At 65.3% G+C, this 23,820-nt stretch carries 22 protein-coding genes; 6 read left to right on the top strand and 16 right to left on the bottom strand.

Features of this window, described 5'->3' with window-relative positions:
* Positions 1 to 71: 71 nt before the first annotated feature.
* Both BMY22_RS05345 and BMY22_RS24285 read right to left on the bottom strand, forming a co-directional pair.
* Positions 72 to 269, bottom strand: coding sequence for a hypothetical protein (locus BMY22_RS05345; protein ID WP_090620152.1), 198 nt, complete (start codon positions 267 to 269; stop codon positions 72 to 74).
* Between the two features lie 304 nt (positions 270 to 573).
* Entirely contained in the window at positions 574 to 726 is a 153-nt protein-coding gene (locus BMY22_RS24285) for a hypothetical protein (RefSeq protein WP_167363702.1), read from the bottom strand.
* Between the two features lie 178 nt (positions 727 to 904).
* Between BMY22_RS24285 and BMY22_RS24625 the strand changes: the two genes are divergently transcribed.
* On the top strand, positions 905 to 1,432 hold the full coding sequence (locus tag BMY22_RS24625) for a hypothetical protein (protein ID WP_208599233.1): 528 nt from the start codon (positions 905 to 907) through the stop codon (positions 1,430 to 1,432).
* A 701-nt stretch (positions 1,433 to 2,133) separates the two neighbouring features.
* On the opposite strand, the gene cls is transcribed toward BMY22_RS24625, so the two are convergent.
* The 3 genes from cls to BMY22_RS05325 form a co-directional block, all read right to left on the bottom strand.
* Positions 2,134 to 3,534: a cardiolipin synthase gene (gene cls, locus BMY22_RS05335; protein WP_244158801.1), complete on the bottom strand. Its 1,401-nt coding sequence runs from the start codon at positions 3,532 to 3,534 to the stop codon at positions 2,134 to 2,136.
* Positions 3,535 to 3,555: 21 nt separating this feature from the next.
* A complete protein-coding gene (locus BMY22_RS05330) occupies positions 3,556 to 4,383 on the bottom strand; it encodes a BON domain-containing protein (protein WP_090620149.1) in 828 nt (275 codons plus the stop codon).
* A 134-nt stretch (positions 4,384 to 4,517) separates the two neighbouring features.
* Entirely contained in the window at positions 4,518 to 4,727 is a 210-nt protein-coding gene (locus BMY22_RS05325) for a CsbD family protein (protein WP_090620148.1), read from the bottom strand.
* 265 nt (positions 4,728 to 4,992) lie between these two features.
* Here BMY22_RS05325 and BMY22_RS05320 point away from each other — a divergent pair, with 265 nt between their 5' ends.
* Complete coding sequence (locus tag BMY22_RS05320; protein WP_090620147.1) at positions 4,993 to 6,798, top strand: acyl-CoA dehydrogenase C-terminal domain-containing protein; 1,806 nt, start codon at positions 4,993 to 4,995, stop codon at positions 6,796 to 6,798.
* Positions 6,799 to 6,938: 140 nt separating this feature from the next.
* On the opposite strand, the gene ahpC is transcribed toward BMY22_RS05320, so the two are convergent.
* The 6 genes from ahpC to glnA form a co-directional block, all read right to left on the bottom strand.
* Positions 6,939 to 7,502: an alkyl hydroperoxide reductase subunit C gene (ahpC, locus tag BMY22_RS05315; RefSeq protein ID WP_090620145.1), complete on the bottom strand. Its 564-nt coding sequence runs from the start codon at positions 7,500 to 7,502 to the stop codon at positions 6,939 to 6,941.
* 269 nt (positions 7,503 to 7,771) lie between these two features.
* On the bottom strand, positions 7,772 to 9,208 hold the full coding sequence (gene ntrC / locus BMY22_RS05310) for a nitrogen regulation protein NR(I) (RefSeq protein WP_090620144.1): 1,437 nt from the start codon (positions 9,206 to 9,208) through the stop codon (positions 7,772 to 7,774).
* On the bottom strand, positions 9,205 to 10,290 hold the full coding sequence (gene glnL, locus BMY22_RS05305; protein WP_090620142.1) for a nitrogen regulation protein NR(II): 1,086 nt from the start codon (positions 10,288 to 10,290) through the stop codon (positions 9,205 to 9,207). The genes ntrC and glnL overlap by 4 nt, the downstream gene beginning before the upstream one ends.
* Positions 10,291 to 10,473: 183 nt before the next feature.
* Entirely contained in the window at positions 10,474 to 11,097 is a 624-nt protein-coding gene (locus tag BMY22_RS05300) for a DUF4124 domain-containing protein (protein ID WP_208599232.1), read from the bottom strand.
* Complete coding sequence (locus BMY22_RS05295) at positions 11,094 to 11,612, bottom strand: DUF4124 domain-containing protein (RefSeq protein ID WP_090620141.1); 519 nt, start codon at positions 11,610 to 11,612, stop codon at positions 11,094 to 11,096. Before BMY22_RS05295 ends, BMY22_RS05300 begins: the two co-directional genes overlap by 4 nt.
* Positions 11,613 to 11,754: 142 nt before the next feature.
* Positions 11,755 to 13,158: a glutamate--ammonia ligase gene (glnA, locus tag BMY22_RS05290; protein ID WP_090620139.1), complete on the bottom strand. Its 1,404-nt coding sequence runs from the start codon at positions 13,156 to 13,158 to the stop codon at positions 11,755 to 11,757.
* Positions 13,159 to 13,480: 322 nt separating this feature from the next.
* Between glnA and thiI the strand changes: the two genes are divergently transcribed.
* Both thiI and typA read left to right on the top strand, forming a co-directional pair.
* Positions 13,481 to 14,938, top strand: coding sequence for a tRNA uracil 4-sulfurtransferase ThiI (thiI, locus tag BMY22_RS05285; RefSeq protein WP_090620137.1), 1,458 nt, complete (start codon positions 13,481 to 13,483; stop codon positions 14,936 to 14,938).
* A 143-nt stretch (positions 14,939 to 15,081) separates the two neighbouring features.
* The gene (gene typA, locus BMY22_RS05280; protein WP_090620136.1) at positions 15,082 to 16,902 is read left to right on the top strand and encodes a translational GTPase TypA; all 1,821 of its coding nucleotides are present in this window, start codon (positions 15,082 to 15,084) and stop codon (positions 16,900 to 16,902) included.
* Positions 16,903 to 17,051: 149 nt separating this feature from the next.
* Here typA and BMY22_RS05275 read toward each other — a convergent pair whose 3' ends face one another.
* The 5 genes from BMY22_RS05275 to BMY22_RS05255 form a co-directional block, all read right to left on the bottom strand.
* A complete protein-coding gene (locus BMY22_RS05275; RefSeq protein ID WP_090620134.1) occupies positions 17,052 to 17,489 on the bottom strand; it encodes a cache domain-containing protein in 438 nt (145 codons plus the stop codon).
* A gap of 165 nt (positions 17,490 to 17,654) precedes the next feature.
* The gene (gene glpD, locus BMY22_RS05270; RefSeq protein ID WP_090620132.1) at positions 17,655 to 19,190 is read right to left on the bottom strand and encodes a glycerol-3-phosphate dehydrogenase; all 1,536 of its coding nucleotides are present in this window, start codon (positions 19,188 to 19,190) and stop codon (positions 17,655 to 17,657) included.
* A gap of 276 nt (positions 19,191 to 19,466) precedes the next feature.
* A complete protein-coding gene (locus tag BMY22_RS05265) occupies positions 19,467 to 20,222 on the bottom strand; it encodes a DeoR/GlpR family transcriptional regulator (protein ID WP_090620131.1) in 756 nt (251 codons plus the stop codon).
* 105 nt (positions 20,223 to 20,327) lie between these two features.
* Complete coding sequence (glpK, locus tag BMY22_RS05260; protein ID WP_090620129.1) at positions 20,328 to 21,845, bottom strand: glycerol kinase GlpK; 1,518 nt, start codon at positions 21,843 to 21,845, stop codon at positions 20,328 to 20,330.
* Positions 21,846 to 21,873: 28 nt separating this feature from the next.
* Positions 21,874 to 22,713 (bottom strand): MIP/aquaporin family protein, encoded by an 840-nt coding sequence (locus BMY22_RS05255; RefSeq protein ID WP_090620127.1) that lies wholly within the window; start codon positions 22,711 to 22,713, stop codon positions 21,874 to 21,876.
* Between the two features lie 474 nt (positions 22,714 to 23,187).
* Here BMY22_RS05255 and BMY22_RS05245 point away from each other — a divergent pair, with 474 nt between their 5' ends.
* Both BMY22_RS05245 and BMY22_RS05240 read left to right on the top strand, forming a co-directional pair.
* Complete coding sequence (locus BMY22_RS05245) at positions 23,188 to 23,514, top strand: hypothetical protein (RefSeq protein ID WP_090620124.1); 327 nt, start codon at positions 23,188 to 23,190, stop codon at positions 23,512 to 23,514.
* A 91-nt stretch (positions 23,515 to 23,605) separates the two neighbouring features.
* Positions 23,606 to 23,820 (top strand): transposase family protein (locus BMY22_RS05240; RefSeq protein ID WP_143068459.1); only part of this gene is annotated, 215 nt, incomplete at its 3' end.

Raw genomic sequence — 23,820 nt, 5'->3', positions numbered from 1 at the left:
CCTACAGCGCAAAAGGCGAGCAAAGCGCACAGCGAAACGGCGGCGCTGCATGCCGGGCCGCTGGAGGGCTGTCAGAGGGAAAGCACCCGCTCGAGATTGCTGTTGGGCGACAGGCTCACCGGCATCCGGGCATTGTTTTGCCGGTCCCGATACAGCACCACAGGCGCCTCCTCAATGGTTTCCAGATAGGTCAGTCCGGTCACCACCGGCAATTCCCTGACATCCGCGGGCAAGGCCTGCAGGCAGGCAATCAGTTCGTTGACAGTCAAGGTCGTGATCTCGGGCAGAAGGAATTTCGTTAATTTTCACGGCCTAGCGAAACCGGCAGTTGAGGGTTTCGCCGAGCGGGCGCGGTCAAGAGTGGGGAAGAGCGTTATGAGCTGTGGCGCCTGCCGCTGGGTAGCCGCAAGGCGAAGGCCGACTGACAGTCGGCGACAAGAACACAGTGCATCATGAATACATTGTTTGAACAGTTCTGGAGAATGGCCCCGACTCACTGTTCGGGGCCATCTATCGACCCTGTCATTTACCAGAAGATGACTGGCTGACCGGATCAATCCAGCGGGTCTTTTATTACTTGGACGGGTTGCGGTCTTGTTGACCCTGGCTCCGGTTGCGGTCCTGCTGGCCGGTCTGCTTGGCGCCTTCGCTGCCTGCACGCTGCCCCTGTTGCGGCTTGCTTCCTCCTTGCTTGCTTGGCTGACCTGGTTGTTTTTCAATGGCCATGATGAAGTCCTCACATAACATCACATCGTTCGTTTGGGCGCTGGCTCATGGGCTCGAATTGATTAGCTTTTCCTTTGTTCAATAATCTTTCAATCTTCCTGACACGTTGGCTGCCCTTGCACTGCCTCACCGCCCTCGTATTCGATTTCCTCTATGGAAATCGTGGTTGTGAACCGCCTTGGCGACTTACCGCTCTTATCTTGCGGCATGTCTCGTCGACGGTCATTGCGCAGTTGCTTATATATTGACCTTATTGCTTGGATGGGTTGCGGCCTTGCCCTTGTTGTTCCTGGTCCTGCCGAGCCTGGTTCGCTTTGCGCTGCTCCTCTTCGCTCAGGTTGCTGCGCTGTTGCCCTGGTTGACCACCCTGACGGCCTTGCTGGTCTTGTTGACCTTGCTGGCCTTGTTGCCCGCCCTGATGGCCTTGCTGGCTGCTACCCTGCTGTCCGGCTTCACGGCCTTGTTGACCTTGCTGGCCCTGTTGCCCGCCCTGATGGCCTTGCTGGCTGCTGCCCTGCTGTCCAGCTTCACGGCCTTGTTGGCCTTGGCTCTGGTTGCGGTCCTGCTGGCCGGTCTGCCCGGCGCCTTGGCTGCCTGCACGCTGGCCGGCATTCTGGTCCAGTTGCGGATCGACTCCTCCTTGCTTGCCTGGCTGACCTGGTTGACCTGGTTGTTTTTCAGTGGCCATGATGAAGTCCTCACATAACATAACATCGTTCGTTTGGGCGCTGGCTCATGGGCTCGAATTGATTAGCTTTTCCTTTGATCAATAATCTTTCAATCTTCCTGACACGTTGGCTGCCCTTGCACTGCCTCGCCGCCCTCGTATTCGATTTCCTCTATGGAAATCGTGGTTGTGAACCGCCTTGGCGGCTTACCGCTCTTATCTTGCTCTTGCGGCATGTCTCGTCGACGGTCATTGCGCAGTTGCTTATATATATGCAACCTATATGCAATCCCTACCAACCATTCTGCGCTTCTTGATTTTCCCTATGCCTGATTAAGCTTCAAGCATCATTGCGCGCTTTCAGTATAGCCACTTTTTTGTTTTGTCAAATTCCCAGCACAAAAAAGCGACCATGCCATATCCTTTCCCGCCTGTTTCAAAAATACTTACACTAACCTTGGGCTTATTCATATTTCCACCCAGTCCTCAATGATAAAAAGTAATCACCCCGGCAGCCGGCACAACTGATAAAGCCTGACTGCCTGTGTCTATTTCCACTTTCTTCAGTCCTTGGCAACCTGGGTACGGGCGAATATCCAGAGCAGGTGGGTGCCACGCAGGGAGAATACCTTTACCTCACGGATTAGACCTGCGCCTCCGTTTTAGTCTACTGAAGCGGTATCAACCTCACTCCTTGGGCTCCCCAATGGGAAAGTGCAAGACCTTGAAAGGGGGTCGCCTTAAAGCCAGTACTCCCAGAGGCGTCCGAGCAGCTCCCGGGCGCGGTCGTCAAGCGGGCGGCGCCGCCATTTTTCCAAGGCGATCGCGTCCGACTTCGCCAGGTCGGCGAGAAACGCGGCCCGCATCCGGTCGCCGAATTCGCTGCCGAGCACCACGGCATTGACCTCGTGGTTGTGCAGGAAACTGCGCCAGTCGAGGTTGGTCGAGCCCACCGTGGACCATACGCCGTCGATCACCGCGGTCTTGACGTGCAGCAGGGCGTCGCGGCGCTGGTAAAGCTTGACGCCGGCCTCCAGCAGCTCGCTGTAGTAGGCGCGACCGGCCTGGAAGACCAGCCACGAATCGGTATGGCCGGGCAGCAGCAGCCTGACGTCGACGCCGCGCGCCACCGCCGCCTTGAGCGCCGCTAGCAGCTGCGGGTCGGGCACGAAGTAGGCGTTGGTCAGCCAGATTTCGCTTTGCGCGCTGCGCAGTGCCGAGATCAGCGTGACGTAGATCAGGCTGTAGGGGTCTTCCGGCGAGCTGCCGATGGCGCGCACCACCTCGTTGCCCTTGCGTTCGACCGGCGGAAAGTAGAGGCGTGCCGCCAGCGGCGGGCCTTGCTGCTTTTCCCAGGTGTCGACGAACAGCTTTTGCAGCTCGGCGACCACCGGCCCTTCGAGCCGCAGGTCGGTGTCGCGCCAGGGCGACGTGCCGCCGGGCCGCACCTTGGAGTGCCGCTTGAACGATCCGCCCGAATAGACGCTGCTGATGTTGATGCCGCCGAGAAAGGCGATGCGTCCGTCGACGATCAGCAGCTTGCGGTGGTCGCGCTGGTTCATCTGCCAGCCGGTCTTGGCGGTCAGCGGATTGACCGGGTTGAACTCCAGCACGTTGATGCCGGCGTCGGTGAGGCGGGTGAAGAATTCGCCCGGCGTGCCGAGGGTACCGACGCTGTCGCGGATCAGGTTGACCTGCACGCCCTCCCGCTGCCGGGCGATCAGCGTCTCGGCGAAACGCTGGCCGACCGCGTCGTCGTCGAGGATGTAGGTCTCCATGTTGATATGGTCGCGTGCGGCACCGATGGCCTTGATCATCGCCTGATAGGTTTGCGGGCCGTCCTGCAGCAGCTCGACCTTGTTGCCCGTGGTCAGGGGGCTGCCGGTGATGGCTTCTTCGACCGCCAGGTGCAGCGCGAAGATGTCGGTGGCCACGCCGCCGGCCGCGAGGCGCTCGAGGATGGCCTTGCTGCGCTCGGCCGACAGCGGTCCGTGGGCGTCGTCGAGCTGCACCGGCGGCGGGGCAGGGCGCGCCATGTCCGGTACGAGGGTCGGCAACGAACGGTAGGCGCCGAACAGTGCCAGGACCAGGAGCAGCACTGCCGCCGCCGCGATCGTCGCCGCACGCCTGCGCGCGTGCACCGCCGGCACCCTCGCGGTGCGCTAGAACGTCAGGCCCTTGGCGTCGACGCTCTTGACGCCGCGGACGTTCTGGGCGAGTTCGACCGCCAGGTCGCGCTCGGCGCCGTTGTTCACCTTGCCGCTCAGGGTGACGATGCCGCCCTGGGTGCTGACCGCGATGTCGGAGCCGGCAACATTGCTGGAATACAGGAGGGTGGACTTCACCTTGGTGGTGATCCAGCTGTCGGAGATTTCCTCCTCGGCCTTGCTCATGGAACTCTTCGCGCTATCGACGGCGTTCGATTTGTTGCTGTCGATCACCAGCTGATTGCTCACCGAGACCACGCCGCGGGTGCTCATGGCCAGGCGTCCGGCGGTATCCTGGGCTGCCGCACTGTCGGCGGTGCCGCTCAGCGTCACCCGGCCCCGGCGGGTCTCGACCTTGGTGGATAGCCCATTGGTGTGGCGGTTCCACAGCAGCTTCGACTTGATCGCCGTGGTGATGCTGGTGTCCTCGATGCGCTCGCCATAACCGGGCTCGGCGCTTGGCTTCGGCGTGAAGTCGGCCTTGACCGCGATCTGGTTGTCCACCGCGGTGATGCCGTGGACGCCCAGGGCGATCTCCTTCGCCAGCTCCTTGTTGACCTCTTCCTCGACCACGCCGGTCAGCGTGGCCTTGCCGTTGTGCACCGACACCTTGAGGTCGTTGGCGCGCAGGTAGGGGCTCAGGGCATAGGTTGTCCAGATCTGGGTTTCCTGCCGTGCATCGGTGATTTCCTGGTCCGTCGCGGCGGCGACCATGCCGCTCATGACGCTCATCGCCAGGGCGATGCCGGAGGCCAGGATGAGCTTGCGGGGCGGTGCGTACATGTTGTTTCTCCAGCGTGGAAAGGAATCGCCACCGCTCGGGAACCGTCGCACGACGGCCCCGGGCGGCCTGAGCGTCGTCCTGACCGCCTGCCGTCCGGGGCGTTACGGCGCGGCAGGTATTCCGACCGACCGCGCTACTTGAGTTTCCCGAGGAAGTCCTTGACCTGTTTTTCGGCTTCGTCGCGGGTGATGGCGTAGCGCTCCTGAATCAGGCCGGCGAGCTTCTCCTCGCGGCCTTCGGCTTGCAGCAGCTCGTCCTCGGTCAACTTGCCCCAGGCGAGCTTGGCGGCGCCGACCTGCTGTTTCCACTGGCCTTTGAGTTCGTCTGCACTGGGTAGGCCCATGATGGCGGGTCCTCCTGATCCGCGGTCTCGCGAAATTGCGAGGCGCCGGTAGGCCGACGATGGCAGCGAACCAGCCCTGTGTCGGTGCGCTGGCCCACGTATGCCATGTGGATCGGGCGTCGTTGCCGATGCAGGCGGCCGCTGTGCGTATCCGCTGGCGGGCCGCGCCGCGGTTGGCCTGGCGAATGCGGCGAACCGCTTGCCCGGGCGGCGAATCGGCCATACCTTCTTCTGGACAACAGGACGGTTTCAGAGGACGACGACCATGCCCGAGTTCAAGGCTCCCCTGCGCGACATTCGTTTCGTTCGCGACGAACTGCTCGACTACCCGACCCACTACCGGGAGCTGCCCGGCGGCGAGGAGGCCACGCCGGACGTGGTCGACGCGATCCTCGAGGAAGGTGCGCGCTTCTGCGAGGAGGTGATCGCGCCGCTCAACCGGGTGGGCGATCTCGAGGGCTGCAGCTGGAGCGAGTCGGGGGTGAGGACCCCGAGCGGCTTCAAGGAGGCCTACCGGCGTTATGTGGAGGGTGGCTGGCCGAGTCTGGCGCATGCCGTCGAGCATGGCGGGCAAGGGTTGCCGGAGTCCCTCGGCGTCGCCGTCACCGAGATGGTCGGCGAGGCCAACTGGGCCTGGGGCATGTACCCGGGGCTGGCCCAGGGGGCGATGAACACCCTGTTCGCCCACGGCACCGAGGAGCAGAAGGCCGCCTACCTGACCAAGCTGGTGTCCGGCGAGTGGACCGGCACCATGTGCCTCACCGAGCCGCACTGCGGCACCGACCTCGGGCTCCTGCGCACCCGCGCCGAACCCCAGGCCGACGGCAGCTACCGGGTCAGCGGCACCAAGATCTTCATCTCCGCCGGCGAGCACGACCTGGCCGAGAACATCGTGCACATCGTGCTCGCCCGCTTGCCCGACGCGCCGCCCGGGACCAAGGGCATCTCGCTGTTCATCGTGCCGAAGTTCCTGCCGGGTGCCGACGGCGGGCTGGGCGCGCGCAACCGGGTGTCCTGCGGCTCGATCGAGCACAAGATGGGTATCCACGGCAACGCCACCTGCGTGATGAACTTCGACGGCGCCACCGGCTTTCTGATCGGCCCGCCGCACAAGGGCCTCAATTGCATGTTCACCTTCATGAACACCGCCCGCCTGGGCACCGCGCTGCAGGGCCTGGCGCATGCCGAGGTGGCCTTCCAGGGGGCGATCCGCTACGCCCGCGAGCGCCTGCAGATGCGCGCCCTGAGCGGCCCGAAGGCGCCGGAGCTGCCGGCCGATCCGATCATCGTCCACCCCGACGTGCGGCGCATGCTGCTGACCATCAAGGCTTTCTCCGAGGGTAACCGGGCGCTCCTGTACTTCTCCGCCAAGCAGGTGGACATCGCCCGCTACAGCCAGGATGCGGCGGAGCGGGCGGCGGCCGACCTGCTGCTGGGCTTTCTCACCCCGATCGCCAAGGCCTTCATGACCGAGACCGGCTTCGAGGCGGCCAGCCTCGGCCTGCAGGTCTACGGCGGGCACGGCTACATCCGCGAGTGGGGCATGGAGCAGAACCTGCGCGACAGCCGCATCGCCATGCTCTACGAGGGCACCACCGGGGTGCAGGCGCTCGACCTGCTCGGGCGCAAGGTGCTGATGACCCAGGGCGAGTCGCTCAAGGCCTTCACCAAGATCGTGCACAAGTTCTGCAAGGCCCACGCGGAGGACGAGGGGCTCAAGGCCTTCGTCGAGCCGCTGGCCCGGCTGAACCAGGAGTGGGGCGAACTCACCCTGAAGATCGGCATGCAGGCGATGCAGGACCGCGAGGAGGTGGGCGCCGCCGCAGTGGATTACCTGATGTATTCCGGCTACGCCTGCCTGGCCTACTTCTGGGCCGACATGGCGCGCGTGGCGCAGGAGCGGCTGGCCGCCGGCAGCGGCGAGGCGGCTTTCTACCGCGCCAAGCTGCAGACCGCGCGTTTCTATTTCGCGCGCATCCTGCCGCGCACCCGCGGCCATGTGGAGGCGATGCTCGCCGGGGCTGGCCCGCTGATGGAGCTGGCGGCGGAGGACTTCGACCTGGGGTATTGAGGGTATGGGCCGGTGGAAAACGCTGACGCGATTTTCCACCCTACGGCTGCAATGAAAAACGCCCGGTCGCAGCGCGGCCGGGCGTTTTCGTGCGCGGGCGGGGCCGGTTTCGGCGCCGTGGCGCGGAGGTCTGGGGCGGCTTAGATCTTGCCGACCAGATCCAGCGACGGCTTCAGGGTGCCGGCGCCTTCCTTCCACTTGGCCGGGCAGACTTCGCCCGGGTGGGCGGCGACGTACTGGGCCGCCTTGATCTTGCGCAGCAGTTCGTTGGCGTCGCGGCCGACGTTACCGGCGTTCAGCTCGATGATCTGGATCTTGCCCTGCGGGTCGACGACGAAGGTGCCGCGCTCGGCCAGGCCGGCTTCTTCGATCAGCACTTCGAAGTTGCGGGAGATGGTCAGGGTCGGGTCGCCTACCATCGGGAACTGGATCTTCTTGATGGTTTCGGAGCTGTCGTGCCAAGCCTTGTGGGTGAAGTGGGTGTCGGTGGACACGGCATAGATTTCCACGCCCAGCTTCTGGAATTCGGCGTAGTTGTCGGCCAGGTCGCCCAGTTCGGTCGGGCAGATGAAGGTGAAGTCGGCCGGGTAGAAGAAGAAGACGGACCACTTTCCTTTCAGGCTGGCTTCGGTGACGTCGACGAACTTGCCGTTGTGGAAGGCGGTAGCTTTGAACGGCTTGACTTCGGTGTTGATCAGAGACATCTGCGAACTCCTTTTTGTGGATGGGTAAAACAGTGGCGATACTACGCGATCCGGACGAAAACCTTGATTGATTGACCGCATGGGGTCCATTGCTCCGGTCAATCGAAGGTTTCGGCGATTGCGCCCACCGAATACCCGATATGGGGCCGGGCGCCCCACGATACAACCCCAGCATGTCGGAAAGATGCCCGTCGCCGGTGCGGCGCGAATCGCCGCGGCCCGAAACGAAAAGGCCCGCGCAGGGCGGGCCGGGTCGGGACGCGGAAGGCTCAGCCCTCGTCGCCGTCGTCCTCGTCGTGGCTGCCGACGTTCATCCCGAGTTCCTTGATCTTGCGCGTCAGGGTGTTGCGTCCCCAGCCGAGCAGCAGGGCGGCGTCGCGGCGGCGTCCGGCGGTGTGCTTGAGCACGCTCTCGATCATCACCCGCTCGAAGGCCGGCACGGCGATGTCCAGCAGGTTCGACTGGCCGCGGGCCAGCGCCTGGTCGGTCCACAGGCGCAGGGCCTGTTCCCAGTTGTTGGCCGGCGCGCTCTCCTGGGCATGGCTGAGCAGCTCCGGCGGCAGGTCGTCGACGTGCACCTCGCGGCCGGAGGCCATCACGGTGATCCAGCGGCAGGTGTTTTCCAGCTGGCGCACGTTGCCGGGCCAGGGCAGGTGGCTCAGGTAGTCCTCGGTTTCCGGCTTGAGCGTCTTGGGCTCGACCGCCAGCTCCAGGGCGGCGCGGTGGAGGAAGTGGCGGGTCAGCGCGGGAATGTCGGCGCGGCGGTCGGAGAGGCGCGGGATGTGGATGCGGATGACGTTCAGGCGGTGGAACAGGTCCTCGCGGAACTTGCCGGCCTGCACCAGGTTTTCCAGGTTCTGGTGGGTGGCGGCGATGATCCGCACGTCGACCTTGACCGGCGTGTGGCCGCCGACCCGGTAGAACTCGCCGTCGGCCAGCACGCGCAGCAGGCGGGTCTGGGTGTCGGCCGGCATGTCGCCGATCTCGTCGAGGAACAGGGTGCCGCCGTCGGCCTGCTCGAAGCGGCCGCGGCGCAGGCTGGCGGCGCCGGTGAAGGCGCCCTTCTCGTGGCCGAACAGCTCGGACTCCATCAAATCCTTCGGGATCGCCGCCATGTTCAGCGCGATGAACGGCGCCTTGGCGCGCGGGCTGTGGCGGTGTAGTGCGTGGGCGACCAGCTCCTTGCCGGTACCGGACTCGCCGTTGATCAGCACGGTGATGTGGGAGTGGGAGAGGCGGCCGATGGCGCGGAACACCTCCTGCATCGCCGGCGCCTCGCCGATGATTTCCGGGGTGCTGGCCTGGATGGCCGGCTCTTCGAACCCCTGCTGCTCCTGGGCGTGCAGGTTGGCGCGCTTGATCAGCGACACGGCCTCGTCGACGTCGAACGGCTTGGGCAGGTACTCGAAGGCGCCGCCCTGGTAGGAGGCCACCGCGCTGTCCAGGTCGGAGTGCGCGGTCATGATGATCACCGGCAGGCGCGGGTAGTGCTCGCGGATCTGCGCCAGCAGGTCGAGGCCGCTGGCGCCGGGCATGCGGATGTCGGAGATGATCACGTCCGGCTGCTGGCGGGACAGGCGGTTGAGCACGCCGTCCGCGCTGTCGAAGCTCTGGGTGGTCATGCCTTCCTGCTGCAGGGCCTTTTCCAGGACCCAACGGATGGAGCGGTCGTCGTCGACGATCCAGACGGTTTCGCTTCGGCTCATGTGGGTGAGGCTCCTAGATCCAGCGGCAGGTAGATCGAGAAGCGGGTGTGGCCGGGGTGGCTGTCGCACTCGATCAGGCCCTGGTGCTGGCTGATGATGTTCTGGGTGATGGCCAGGCCAAGTCCGGTGCCGTCCGGGCGACCGCTGACCATGGGATAGAACATGGTTTCCTGAAGGTCGGCGGGGATGCCGGGGCCGTTGTCGACGATTTCCACCTGGCAGACCAGGCGATGGCGGACGTGGCCGATGGTGAACTGGCGCAGGGTGCGAGTGCGCAGGAGGATGCGGCCGAGGCGCAGGTCGCTCTGGCCGGCCAGGGCCTGCATGGCGTTGCGCACGATGTTGAGCACCGCCTGGATCATCTGCTCGCGGTCGATCAGCAGTTCCGGGATGCTCGGGTCGTAGTCGCGCACCAGCACGATGCGCCCCTCGCTTTCCGCCACCACCAGGCTGCAGACCCGCTCCAGCACCTCGTGGATGTTGGTCATCGCCAGGGACGGCAGCTTGTTCGAGCCGAGCATGCGGTCGACCAGATTGCGCAGGCGGTCGGCCTCTTCGATGATGACGTTGGTGTAGTCCTGCAGCGCCTCGTCCGGCAGTTCGCGGGCGAGCAGCTGGGCTGCGCCGCGGATGCCGCCGAGCGGGTTCTTGATCTCGTGGGCGAGGCCGCGCACCAGCAGCTTGGTGGTTTCCTGCTTGGACAGCTGGGCCTCCTCCTTGGTGATCCGCAGCAGCCGATCGCGCGGATAGACCTCCAGCAGCAGCAGCGTCTGGCCGCGATTGATGACCGGCGTCACCGCGTAGTCCACCGTCTGGGTCTTGCCGGTCAGCGAGGTCAGCTGGGCCTCGCGCTTGGTGAAGGGATGCGCCTCGGCCACGGCCTGGCGCAGGGAGATCAGGGCTTCGGGGGACTCGGTGAAGAGTTCGCTGATGAATTGTCCGTGACTGCGCTGGCCGCTGACCGCCAGCAGCATTTCTGCCGCGGGGTTCATGTACTCGAGGCGCAGCTCGCCGTCGAGCAGGATGGTGGCGGTGGTCAGGTTGTCCAGCAGCAGTCGGTGCAGGCTGTCGTTGTCAGGCATTGGCTGGTCTACCAGGGCTCCGGCGTCGGGTCGGCAAATGCAAGAAATGAACCAGGGTGTTCAGAAAGGGCGCGGTAGGGTGTTCCGTGCCGGCTTTTGGCGCGTCCCCGTGGACAGGGGATGAACCAATATGGGGACAGTATAGAGGAGCATTTCGGTGGTCGCCCTAAAACGGGGCGATCTTCACAGGAAGGGCACGTAAGGGATATCCCGCCTCTGGGCTGGCTTGTCCTCCAGCGGGCATTCCGGGCGTACGCCGTAATCGGCGGTCTGGCAGGGGTTGACCAGGCGCCGTTGGGTCAGCGACGTGCGCTGCACATGCACGGCCTGTTCGGCGCTACGCTCCAGGAGATGGCCGTCGGCATCGAGGATTTCCACGACCAACTGGTGGGTGCCGCGCTCCAAGTCGTTCAGGGAGAAGACCGGCTGCCCCCCGCCCGGCCCGGTCGCCGCGCCGTCGAGCAGCAGCCGATAGCGGTGGCCGGGATACAGAGCGGGCTCGCTGGCGGCCGTCACCGTCAGCGCATCCGCCGTGTCGTGCAGGGTGACGTCCGGCTCCGGTTCGAGAATGCGCAGCCAGCGGTAGCCGGGCTTCCGCGCTCGGGGGGCGGGCTTCTCCACGGCTGGCGGCGGAGCGGGCGCGGCAGGCATGCGGTTGGTCGGCTTCAGGCGCAGCGTCGGTGCGCCGTCCTGGGGCTGGTCGGTGAAGACCCGGTTGCCCTGGGCGTCGACGTAGCTGTAGATCTCCGCCGGCGCGGAGCCGGCGAGCAGGGCCAGGCAGAATGGCAGGAGGCGTATGGCGGTCATCGGCCCACGTGGACGCGCTGGAGGGTGAAGAGGAGCGGCGCGCTTTTCTGCAGGGAGCGCTCGTCGGCGAGCACCTCGACCTCGAGGCTGTGCTCGCCGCGATTGAGGTTGACCAGTTCCAGGTGCGTCGATCGGCCGGGCTGGCCGTAGGGCTGGCCGTCCAGCAGCAGACGCAGGCTGTGGCCGGGGCGCAGCTTGGGTTCGATGGTCACCTCGACGCTGAAGCTGCCGTTGTTGGCGCGCAGGGATTCGCCGTCGGCAATCCCGGTCAGTTCGAGGCGGGTGTAGCGGATCTCGCCGGACGGCTCCTGGGTCTTGGGCTTGGCCGCTTCCGGTTGGCTGGGCGGTTGCGGTGCGACAATGCTGGGCGCCGGCAGTTCGACCTTTTCCGCGGCCACGCCCTCGGGGGGCTGGCTGCTGAAGACCGGGTTGCCGTTGGCGTCGAGGTATTTGTAGATCTGTGCGCCGGCCGGAAGGGCCAGTAGCAGAAGCAGGCCGGGCAATGCGCTGCGCATGGGGGAGGGCTCCGCGAAAGTCGTTGGACGAAGCCTTGCACCCTGGCGGCGGGCTGGCAAGGCCGGGCCTGCCGGAGCGTTACCCGGATCACCGAAAAGAAAAGGCCTCCCGAGGGAGGCCTTTTCGATCGTGCCGGCTGGCTTAGACGCTGTAGTACAGGTCGTATTCCAGCGGGTGCACGAAGGTGCGCACCTTGATTTCTTCCTCGGACTTCAGCTCGATGTAGGCATCGATGAAGTCGTCGGAGAAAACGCCGCCCTTGGTCAGGAAGGCGCGGCCCTTGTCCAGCTCTTCCAGGGCTTCCTTCAGGCTGCCGCACACCTGTGGGATGTTGGCAGCTTCTTCCGGCGGCAGGTCGTACAGGTTCTTGTCGGCGGCGTCGCCGGGGTGGATCTTGTTCTGGATGCCGTCCAGGCCGGCCATCAGCAGAGCGGCGAAGGCCAGGTAGGGGTTGGCCGCCGGGTCCGGGAAGCGCGCTTCGATGCGGCGGGCTTTCGGGCTGTTGACGTAGGGGATGCGGATGGAGGCGGAACGGTTGCGGGCCGAGTAGGCCAGCATCACCGGGGCTTCGAAGCCCGGGACCAGACGCTTGTAGGAGTTGGTCGACGGGTTGGTGAAGCCGTTCAGCGCCTTGCCGTGCTTGATGACGCCGCCGATGAAGTACAGGGCGGTATCGGACAGGCCGGCATAGCCTTCGCCGGCGAAGGTGTTCTTGCCATCTTTGGCGATGGACACGTGCACGTGCATGCCCGAACCGTTATCGCCGTACAGGGGCTTGGGCATGAAGGTCACGGTCTTGCCGTAGGCGTCGGCGACGTTGTGCACGCAGTACTTCAGGGTCTGCACTTCGTCGGCCTTGGCCACCAGGGTGTTGAAGCTGACGCCGATCTCGTTCTGGCCGGCGGTAGCCACTTCGTGGTGGTGAACTTCGACCTTCAGGCCCATCTCTTCCAGGGCGTTGCACATGGCGGTGCGGATTTCGTGGTCGTGGTCGACCGGCGGAACCGGGAAGTAGCCGCCCTTGACGCCCGGACGGTGGCCCTTGTTGCCGCTTTCGATGTCGGCGTCGGTGTTCCAGGAGGCCTGCTCGGAGAAGATCTTGAACATCGAGCCGGAGATGTCGGACTTGAACTTCACTTCGTCGAAGATGAAGAACTCGGGCTCCGGACCGAAGAAGGCGGTGTCGCCGATGCCGGTGGTCTTCAGGTATTCCTCGGCGCGACGGGCGATGGCGCGCGGATCGCGGTCGTAGCCCTGCATGGTGGAGGGCTCGATGATGTCGCAGACGATGATCAGGGTCGGCTCTTCGGTGAACGGGTCCAGCACGGCGGTGCTGTCGTCCGGCATCAGGATCATGTCGGAGGCTTCGATGCCTTTCCAGCCGGCGATGGAGGAGCCGTCGAACATCTTGCCGTATTCGAAGAAGTCGTCATCCACGTCACGCGCCGGCATGGTTACGTGCTGCTGCTTGCCTTTGGTGTCGGTGAAGCGCAGATCAATCCACTTCACGTCATGTTCTTTGATCAATTGAAGCGACTTCGACATGTTGTCCTCCAGGTGGAGAGAGCCTGAAAAGGCTCTCGGAAATTCGGGTAAAACCGGGCGGCGATGATCCGCCAAGGCAAGCCGCGCCACAAGGGAGCAAGTTTCATGCCACCGTCCCGCGGGGACGGAAAGGCTCTCCGGCAGGCCTGCCATGCCGGCGGCGGATATTCTGGCGAAAAGTTTCGCTCCGTTCATGTGCCTGGATCAGGTGTTTTGTTTCATTTCGGTGCGCGTGTGCCGCTCTTCCGATAGGCGATCAAGTCTTGAGCAAGATCCGCTATAATCGCGCCCCCTTTTTGCCTGTCCGGCCCGTGCTGCCTTCATGAAACTCATCGTCAAACCCTTCGCGGAAATCACCATCAAGAGCCGGCCGGTGCGCAAGCAGTTCATCCGCCAGCTCGGCAAGAACATCCGCACGGTGCTCAGGGACCTCGATCCGGCGCTGCAGACCGAGGGCGAATGGGATAACGTCGAAGTGCAGACCCGGATCACCGACCCGCAGGTGCTCCGCGAGATGTTCGAGCGCCTGCGCTGCACGCCGGGCATCGCCCACTTCCTCGAGGTGCACGAGTACCCGCTGGGCGACTTCGACGACGTCACCGAGAAGTGCAAGCTCCATTTCGGCGCGCAGCTGCCTGGCAAGGTGTTCGCGGTGCGCTGCAAGCGCTCCGGCAACACCCACGACTTCTCCTCGGTCGAACTGGCCGCGCACGTCGGCAGCCGCCTGCGCCGCGAGTGCGGTGCCGCCGGCATCGACCTCAAGCATCCCGAGGTCGAGGTGCGCTTCGAGGCGCGCTACGATCGCCTGCTGGTCGAGCATGCCCGTCACGAAGGGCTGGGCGGCTACCCGCTGGGCTCCATCGAGCAGACCCTGGTGCTGATGTCCGGCGGTTTCGACTCCACGGTGGCGGCCTTCCAGATGATGCGCCGCGGGCTGCTGACCCACTTCTGCTTCTTCAACCTCGGCGGGCGCGCCCACGAGCTAGGGGTGATGGAAGTCGCCCACTACCTGTGGGAGAAGTTCGGCCGCTCGCACCGCGTGCTGTTCATCAGCGTACCCTTCGAGGAAGTGGTCGGCGAGATCCTCGGCAAGGTCGACAACAGCCAGATGGGCGTGGTCCTCAAGCGCATGATGCTGCGTGCCGCGTCGCGAATTGCGGAAGAGTTGCATATCGATGCGCTGGTCACCGGCGAGGCGATCTCCCAGGTCTCCAGCCAGACCCTGCCGAACCTCTCGGTGATCGATTCGGCCACCGACATGCTGGTGCTGCGCCCGCTAATCGCCAGCCACAAGCAGGACATCATCGACACCGCGACGCGCATCGGTACCGCCGAGTTCGCCAAGCACATGCCCGAATACTGCGGGGTGATCTCGGTGAACCCGACCACCCGCGCCAAGCGCGAGCGCATCGAGCACGAGGAGCGCCAGTTCGAGATGGCGATCCTCGAGCGCGCCCTGGAGCGCGCCCGCCGGGTGCCGATCGATCGGGTGATCGACGAACTCGGCGAGGAGATCCGCGTGGAGGAGGTCGGCGAGGCTCTGGCCGGGCAGATCGTCCTCGACATCCGCCATCCGGATGCGGCCGAGGACGCGCCGCTCGCGCTTCCCGGCATCGAGGTGCAGGCGCTGCCCTTCTACGCGCTGAACAACCGTTTCAAGGAGCTGGACGCCAACCGCCAGTACCTGCTGTATTGCGACAAGGGTGTCATGAGCCGCCTGCATGCTCATCATCTGCTCAGTGAGGGGCATGCCAATGTGCGCGTTTATCGTCCGGCCTAAGCAGCCCGGGCTGCTGGGTGGCAGCATCCGCCACCGCCCTCCCGACCGGTAACGGCCCGCAACGTCGCGGCCGGACGGCCCGGCCGACTTTCCTTCTTCCAGCTTCCAGCCTTCAGCTCGAAGCTTTCATAGAGATAGAACCTGTGATCGAAAATCTCCGCAACATCGCCATCATCGCCCACGTCGACCATGGCAAGACCACCCTCGTCGACAAGCTGCTCAAGCTCTCCGGCACCCTGGATCGCAAGGAAGCCGAAAGCGAGCGGGTGATGGACTCCAACGACCAGGAAAAAGAGCGCGGCATCACCATCCTGGCGAAGAACACCGCCATCGAGTGGAACGGCCACCACATCAATATCGTCGACACCCCCGGGCACGCCGACTTCGGCGGCGAGGTCGAGCGCGTGATGTCGATGGTCGACTCCGTGCTGCTGGTGGTCGACGCCCAGGACGGCCCGATGCCGCAGACCCGCTTCGTGACCCAGAAGGCGTTCAAGGCCGGCCTGCGTCCGATCGTCGTGGTCAACAAGATCGACCGTCCCGGCGCGCGTCCGGACTGGGTCATCGACCAGATCTTCGACCTCTTCGACAACCTCGGCGCCACCGAGGAGCAGCTCGACTTCCCGATCGTCTACGCCAGCGCCCTCAACGGCATCGCCGGCATGGACCACGAGAAGATGGACGACAACATGGACGCTCTGTTCCAGGCGATCCTCGACCATGTGCCGGCGCCCAAGGTGGACGTCGACGGCCCGTTCCAGATGCAGATCTCCCAGCTGGACTACAACAGCTTCCTCGGCGTGATCGGCATCGGCCGCATCGCCCGCGGCAAGATCAAGTCCAACACCCCGGTGGTCTCCATCGACGCCGCCGGCACCAAGCGCAACGGCCGCATCCTCAAGATCATGGGCCACCACGGTCTGCAGCGCGTCGAAGTGCCGGAAGCCCAGGCCGGCGACATCGTCTGCATCAGCGGCTTCGAGCAGCTGTTCATCTCCGACACCCTGTGCGACCCGACCGCCGTCGAAGCCCTGCCGCCGCTGTCCGTCGACGAGCCGACCGTGAGCATGACCTTCCAGGTCAACGACTCGCCGTTCTGCGGCCGCGAAGGCAAGTTCGTCACCAGCCGCAACATCAAGGAGCGCCTGGAGAAGGAGCTGCTGCACAACGTCGCCCTGCGCGTCCAGGACGGCGACAGCGCCGACAAGTTCAAGGTCTCCGGCCGCGGCGAACTGCACCTTTCGGTGCTGATCGAAACCATGCGTCGCGAAGGCTTCGAGCTGGCCATCTCCCGTCCGGAAGTGATCATCAAGGAAGTCGACGGCGTGAAGCAGGAGCCCTACGAGAACGTCACCATCGACATCGAGGAAGTCCACCAGGGCCCGGTGATGGAGCAGATGGGCCTGCGCAAGGGCGACCTGAGCAACATGGTGCCGGACGGCAAGGGCCGCATCCGCCTCGAATACACCGTGCCGGCGCGCGGCCTGATCGGCTTCCGCAACTCGTTCCTGACCATGACCTCGGGCAGCGGCATCCTCACCAGCACCTTCAGCCACTACGGCCCGCTCAAGCAGGGCGAAGTCGCCCACCGCCAGAACGGCGTGCTGGTCTCCATGGCCACCGGCAAGGCGCTGACCTACTCGCTGGAAACCCTGCAGGACCGCGGCAAGCTGTTCCTCGAGCCGGGCCAGGAGATCTACGAAGGCCAGCTGGCCGGCATCCATAGCCGCGACAACGACCTGGTGATCAACCCCACCAAGGGCAAGAAGCTCGACAACATGCGCGCTTCCGGCAAGGACGAGACCATCCAGTTGGTCCCGCCGATCAAGTTCACCCTGGAGCAGGCGCTGGAGTTCATCGACGACGACGAACTGGTCGAAGTGACGCCGAAGTCGATCCGCCTGCGCAAGAAAGTGCTCAACGAGAACGACCGCAAGCGTTACGAGCGCAGCAGCAAGGTCTGATGCGCTGAGTGAGCGGCAATGAAAAAGCCCCGCCGGAGTGATCCGGCGGGGCTTTTTGCTGTTGGGTCATCCGCCGCCGGCGCCGGTTCGGGCACGCCGGGTCGGGCGTCCTGCCGGTCGAAGGCCGGCGCGGCGGCGGGGCCGGGCTCTTACTTGTAGTAGCCGACCGCGCACACCTGGTCGTCGGCCTTGGTCACGAAGGTGATCTTCTCGACCGGCGCATCGGTGCCCGGTCGCGGCCACATGTAGGCCACTTCGCCGATCTTGCCCGCTTCGGCCTTGGCGTAGATTTCCTCGCCCAAGGCCTTGCCGGCCTTGTCCTTGAGATCCTTCAGGCTCTTGCCGACCAGCGTGGGATGCGCGGTGAAGGTGCCGTCCGGGCCACCGCAATAGGGGTAGAGGTCGCGATCCTTGAAGCCGTCCTCGCCCTTGGTGAACTTCTCCAAGGCGGAGGCCTTGTCGGTCTTGACCGCCGCCACGGCCCTTTCGAGCATGGCCTTGGCTTCCGCGGCGGTGCCGAACTCGCCGGCTTGAGCGGTCAGGTGGATACCCGCAGTGCACAGCATTACCAGCAGGGTCTTGCGCATGAATGTCTTACGCCTCTTGTTCTTGTTATTTCATGGTTTTGTTCGAGGCCTCCGGGCGGTGGCCTCGGCTCGATCCTAAGTCAGCCGGGCAAGACCGATAAACTGCGACCATGGTCGCGCTTACCCTGCCCGTGGGGTTGTGCCTGGGGGCGTAGCCGTGCGGGGTCAGGAAGAAGCCAGGGCGCCGCTCTCCGGCTGGCAGGTCGCCGCGTCCAGGTAGGCGCGCAGCCGCGCTTGCTCCTTCTCGTTCAGGAACAGGCCGAGCTTGCTGCGCCGCCAGAGGATGTCCTCGGCCTCCCGTGCCCATTCCTGCCGGCACAGGTAGTCCACCTCGCGGGCATGCAGGGTGGCGCCGAAGTGTTCGCCGAGATCGGCGGGCTCCTCGACGCCCTCGAGCAGGCGCCAGGCGCGGCTGCCGTAGCTGCCGGCCCAGCGCCGGGCGAGTTTCGGGGCGAGCCAGGCGTGGCGCTGGCGCAACTGCTCGGCCAGAGTGTGGCTGTCGCTCATCTCTTCGCCGCCCGGCAGCGGCGCCGCGGCGGTCCAGCATGGGCCCATCTGCGGGAAGAAGGGCGCCAGCCGCTCCAGGGCCGCCTCGGCCAGCTTGCGGTAGGTGGTGAGCTTGCCGCCGAACACCGACAGCAGCGGTGGCTCGCCCGGGCTGGCCGACAGCGCCAGGGTGTAGTCGCGGGTCACCGCCGAGGGATCGGTGGATTCGTCGTTGCACAGCGGCCGCACGCCGGAATAGCTGTGCAGGATGCTGGCCCGGCTCAGCTGGTGCTTGAAGTGGCGGTTGACCACTGCGAGCAGGTAGTCGGTTTCCTCCGCGCTGATCCGCACCTGCGCCGGATCGCCCTGGTATTCGCGGTCGGTGGTACCGATCAGGGTGAAGCGCTCCAGGTAGGGGATGGCGAAGACGATGCGCCGGTCCTCGTTCTGCAGGATGTAGGCATGCTCGCCCTCGTAGAGCCGCGGCACGATCAGGTGGCTGCCCTGGATTAGGCGGATGCCGTAGGGCGCCTTCTGCTGCAGGCCGCTTTCGATGAAACGGGCCACCCAGGGACCGGCCGCGTTCACCAGCGCCCTGGCGCGGATCGAGAAGCTGCTACCGTCGGCGCGCTCCAGCTGCAGGTGCCAGTGGTCCTGGTGGCGGCTGGCGGCGATGCAGCGGGTGCGGGTCTGCACCTGGGCGCCGTGCTCGCGGGCAGCCATCGCGTTGAGCACCACCAGGCGGGCGTCGTCGACCCAGCAGTCGGAGTATTCGAAGCCGCGGCGGATCTCCGCCTTGAGCGGGCTGCGAGCACCGAAGCGTAGGCCGCGCGAGCCTGGCAGCTTCTTGCGCTTGCCCAGGTGATCGTAGAGGAACAGGCCGGCGCGGATCATCCAGGCTGGACGCAGATGCGGACGGTGCGGCAGCACGAAGCGCAGCGGCTTGACGATGTGCGGGGCCTTGGCCAGCAGCACTTCGCGTTCGGCGAGCGCCTCGCGGACCAGACGGAATTCGTGATGTTCGAGATAGCGCAGGCCGCCATGGATCAGCTTGCTGCTGGCGGAGGAGGTGTGCCGGGCAAGATCGTCCTGCTCGCAGAGAAACACCGAAAGACCGCGGCCGGCAGCGTCGGCGGCGATGCCCGCGCCATTGATACCGCCGCCGATCACGGCGACATCGTAGCGCTCGGGATTGGAGGAATTGGAAGGGCTCATGCGGGTTACCTTTGCTGAAACGAAAACGAATGTTCGATTTAGAAAATAGTATGGCAATAAAACGAACGTTGCCACCCCTGTCCGTGAATGTTTTCGAACTTTATTGTGGCAGTCGGAAGACGGTGCGAAAGGGCGGGACGGGGAGCCCGCGGAGGGTGCGGGCAGGAGAGGGGCGGAGTGCGGGAGCGAAGGGGCGGTGGGACGACGGCCGCCGAACGGCTCAGTCGTGGGGTGGGTTAGGCCGCAGGCCGTAACCCCGCGAGCGCTCTGGTGCCGTCAAACGACTTCCAGCTTGACCTTGTGCTCGGCCAGCAACTGGACCAGCCGGGGGGCCGGCTGGGCATCGGTGAAGACGCGGTCGACCTGGGCGATGGAGCCGAGGCGGACCATGGCGTTGCGCCCGAACTTGCTCGAGTCGGCGGCGAGGAACACCTGGCGCGCGTTGTCGAGGATGGCCCGGGAGACCCGCACCTCGCGGAAGTCGAAGTCCAGCAGGCTGCCGTCCTCGTCGATGCCGCTGATGCCGACCAGGGCGTAATCGACCTTGAACTGCTGGATGAAGTCGACCGTGGCCTGGCCGACGATGCCGCCGTCGTTGCGCACTTTGCCGCCGGCGACCAGTACCTCGAAATCCTCCTTGGCGCCGAGGATGCCGGCCACATGGAGGTCGTTGGTGATCACCTTCAGCGCCTGATGGCCGAGCAGGGCGCGGGCGATCGCCTCGGTGGTGGTGCCGATGTTGATGAACAGCGAGGCGTGGTCCGGCACGGCGGCGGCGACGGCCTCGGCAATGCGCCGCTTCTCGTCGTGCATCTGGCCGGTACGCATGGCGTAGGCGGTGTTCTCCACGCTGGAGTCGTAGGCGGCGCCGCCGTGATAGCGGCGCAGCAGCCCCTGTTCGGCGAGCTGGTTGATGTCGCGGCGAATGGTTTGCGGCGTGACGGCGAAGGAGTGGGCCAGTTCTTCGATGCTGACGTAGCCGCGTTCGCGGACCAGGTCGAGGATGTTCTGTTGGCGGGGCGCTAGGCTCATGCGGCGTTCCTTGGTGGCGCCCGAAGTATACTCCAGCGAGCCCCCGGGCCAACCGCCGCCGCCCGGGCATCCCGCCTGACTGGGCACGAAGGTTCCGCCCGGCGCTCAGTCGTCCTCGGTCCAGCGCCGGGTGCGCGCCACCGCCTTCTTCCAGCCGGCATTCAGCACCCGGCGCTTCTCGTCGGAGCAGGCCGGCTCGAACACCCGCTCGATCCGCGCCTTGTCGCGCAGCTCGTCGAGGCCGCTCCAGAAGCCGGTGGCCAGGCCCGCCAGGTAGGCGGCGCCGAGCGCGGTGACTTCCTTCACCGCCGGGCGCTCGACCGGCGTGCCGAGCAGGTCGGCCTGGAACTGCATGAGGAAGTTGTTGCGCACCGCGCCGCCGTCCACGCGCAGCGCCTTGAGGCGCTCGCCGGCATCCTGCTGCATGGCGTCGAGTACGTCGCAGGTCTGGTAGGCGATGGATTCGAGCGCGGCGCGGATCAGGTGGTCGGCCTTCACCCCGCGGGTCAGGCCGAACACCGCGCCGCGCGCATAGGGGTCCCAGTAGGGCGCACCCAGGCCGGTGAAGGCCGGCACCAGGTAGACGCCGTTGCTGTCCTTGACCTTGGTGGCGAAATATTCGGAATCGAACGAGTCGTCGATCAGCTTGAGTTCGTCGCGCAGCCATTGCACCGTGGAGCCGGCGTTGAAGATCGCCCCTTCCAGCGCATAGGCGATTTCCCCGCGCGGGCCGCAGGCGATGGTGGTGAGCAGCCCGTGGGCCGACTGCACGGCCCTGGCGCCGGTGTTCATCAACAGGAAGCAGCCGGTGCCGTAGGTGTTCTTGCCCTGACCCGCCTCCACGCACCTGTGGCCGAACAGCGCGGCCTGCTGGTCCCCGGCGATGCCGGCGATCGGGATGCCGTCGTCCTCGTTGCCGCCGGCGAGAAAGGCGTGGCCGTAGACCTCGGAAGAGGAGCGCACCTGCGGCAGCATTTCGCGCGGGATGTCGAGGACCTCGAGCAGGCGGGCATCCCAGTCCAGCGCATGGATGTCGAAGAGCATGGTGCGTGCGGCATTGGTGTAGTCGGTGACGTGCACCCGGCCCTGGGTCATCTTCCAGACCAGCCAGGAGTCGATGGTGCCGAACAGCAGCTCGCCGCGCCGCGCCCGCTCGCGGCTGCCCTCGACGTGGTCGAGGAGCCACTTGATCTTGGTGGCGGAGAAATACGGGTCGATGACCAGACCGGTGCGCTCCCGGACATATTCCTCCAGGCCGTCGCGCTTGAGTTCCTCGCAGATCGCGGCGCTGCGCCGGCACTGCCAGACGATGGCGTTGTGGATCGGCCGGCCGCTCTGCTTGTCCCAGACCACCGTGGTCTCGCGCTGGTTGGTGATGCCGATGGCGGCCACCTGCCACTGCTCGATCCCGGCCTGGGCCAGCGCCTCCACCAGGGTGGCGCTCTGCGTGGCCCAGATTTCCATGGGGTCGTGCTCGACCCAGCCCGACTGCGGGTAGATCTGGGTGAACTCGTGTTGCGCCACGCTGACGACGTTGGCATCGCGGTCGAGCACGACGGCCCGCGAACTGGTGGTGCCTTGGTCCAGGGCGACGATGTACTGCTTGTTGTTGGTCTGGGTCATGACGGTGGCCTTCTGGAGAGCGGGATAATCAGGCGCGGGCCTTGCCGGCCGGTGGGGTGGCTTCTTCCTGTTCGGTGCGGCCGGGCAGGTGACGGGCGATCAGCCCACGGTAGGCGGCGGCCCCCAGGCAGGCGCCGAGCAGCGGTGCGGTCAGGGGGACCAGGAAATAGGGTACCTCGCGCCCGCCGGTCAGGGCGATATCGCCCCAGCCGGCAAGAAAGGTCATCAGCTTGGATCCGAGATCGCGGGCCGGATTCATGGCAAAACCGGTCAGGGGCCCCATCGAGCCGCCGATGACCGCCACCAGCAGGCCGATCAGTAGCGGCGCGAGAGGGCCGCGCGGCAGCCCGTTGCAGTCGTCGGTCAGAGCCATGACGACAGCCATCAGGATAGCGGTGATCACCGTCTCCACGGCGAAGGCCTGGCCGACCGAAAGCAGGGGATTGGGATAGGTGGAGAACACCGAGGCCAGCGCGAGACTGGCCTGGCTGCCGCGCACGATCTGGTGGCTTTGTTCGTAAGCGAAAAACAAGTTCGAATACAGCCCGTAGACCAGCGCCGCGGCACAGAAGGCGCCCGCCAGTTGGGCGAGGATGTAGGCGGGCAACTTGCGGCGCTCGAAGCCGGCGAACAGGCACAGCGCGATGCTCACCGCCGGATTGAGGTGGGCGCCGGAGACGCCGGCGCTGACGTAGATCGCCAGGCTGACAGCGAGGCCCCAGATCAGGCTGATCTCCCACAGGCCAAGGCTCGCGCCGCCGACCACCAGGGCGGCGACGCAACCGGTGCCGAAGAAGACGAGCAGGGCCGTTCCGAGAAATTCGGCCAGGCATTGGCCTGGGAGTGTGGGAGAGCGCATGCCGTTCATGGAGCCTTCCTTCGTTTTTGTAGTTGTTATCGAGCCTTGCGGCTTTTTCGTTTTCGAAAAATTATACGCGAAAGTGAACCGTGTCAACTCGAAAAGCTGCCAGTTCCTGTCGTCCGGCAGGTGGAGCGCCGACCTGGGAAATCGGCGGTCAGCCGATCTCGGTTGTCTTCAAATGGCGCAGGCGCTATCGGGGAATGCAGAGTCGAACTGGCTGTGCTTCCAGGCGGCCTTGTAAGCGCATCCGCGTCTTCGATGGACGCTCCTTCTCGAATCTGGATGCAGAGTCTGCAGCAGGTCCGGGGGAGCGGCACCGACTTCGGACGGATCGCCGCCGAGGCCAATCCTGAGTTGAGCAGGCATGGTCGTTTCGGGCGAAATGCCACTATTTTGCCGATATTTCTCTGGATAAGACTGTCACTCTGCAGTCATCTGGCCTGCGCATGCTGCCGTCCAAGTTCATGCAGGGAGCCGTTCATGAAACCGATCATGTGTGCCGTCGCCGTGCTGGCGTTCGGTCTGTCCGCGCAGGCCGTTGCCGGGAGTCAGCCGTCCGTGGGGATGTTTCCAGGAGGGCAGCCGGATTGGCCGAATCTCGGCCGAGACGAGCAGGGAGCCAGCGGGGGGGAGCGTTGGGCGGCTCCGCTGCGTTTTGCCGAGTACGAGGTGCAGCGTGGCCTCTTCCCGGCCATCTACACCGTCGGCGGACAGGCCTGGAGCCGGGACTACCGGCCGCTCGACGAGGGTGGCGCGGCTGTCGCGCCCAGCATCGTTGTGGCCAGGCCGGCACTCTTCTTTTTTTGAGGGGCGGCCTGCACTCAGGGCAATCGCGCTACATCGCTCTTGCGTTGGACGAGGATTAGCGGTAACGGACAAGACTTTTCCGAGCCCCATCATGCTGCCCAATCCACAGCCCTACTTCGCCAGGCTCGTCGACCCACGGCGCGAAACCCGCAACAAGCTGCACGCCCTGCAGGACATCGTCATGATCACGCTCTGCGCTACTCTGTGCGGTTATGACGACTGGGTCGGCATCGAGGACTTCGCCCACGAGAACGAAGCCTGGCTGCGCGAGTTCCTGCCGCTGCCCAACGGTATTCCCTCGCACGA

Source organism: Azotobacter beijerinckii (assembly GCF_900110885.1).
GTDB lineage: Bacteria > Pseudomonadota > Gammaproteobacteria > Pseudomonadales > Pseudomonadaceae > Azotobacter > Azotobacter beijerinckii.
Note: the sequence above shows the minus strand (reverse complement) of the source record. Positions and strands in the feature narration are given on the sequence as shown.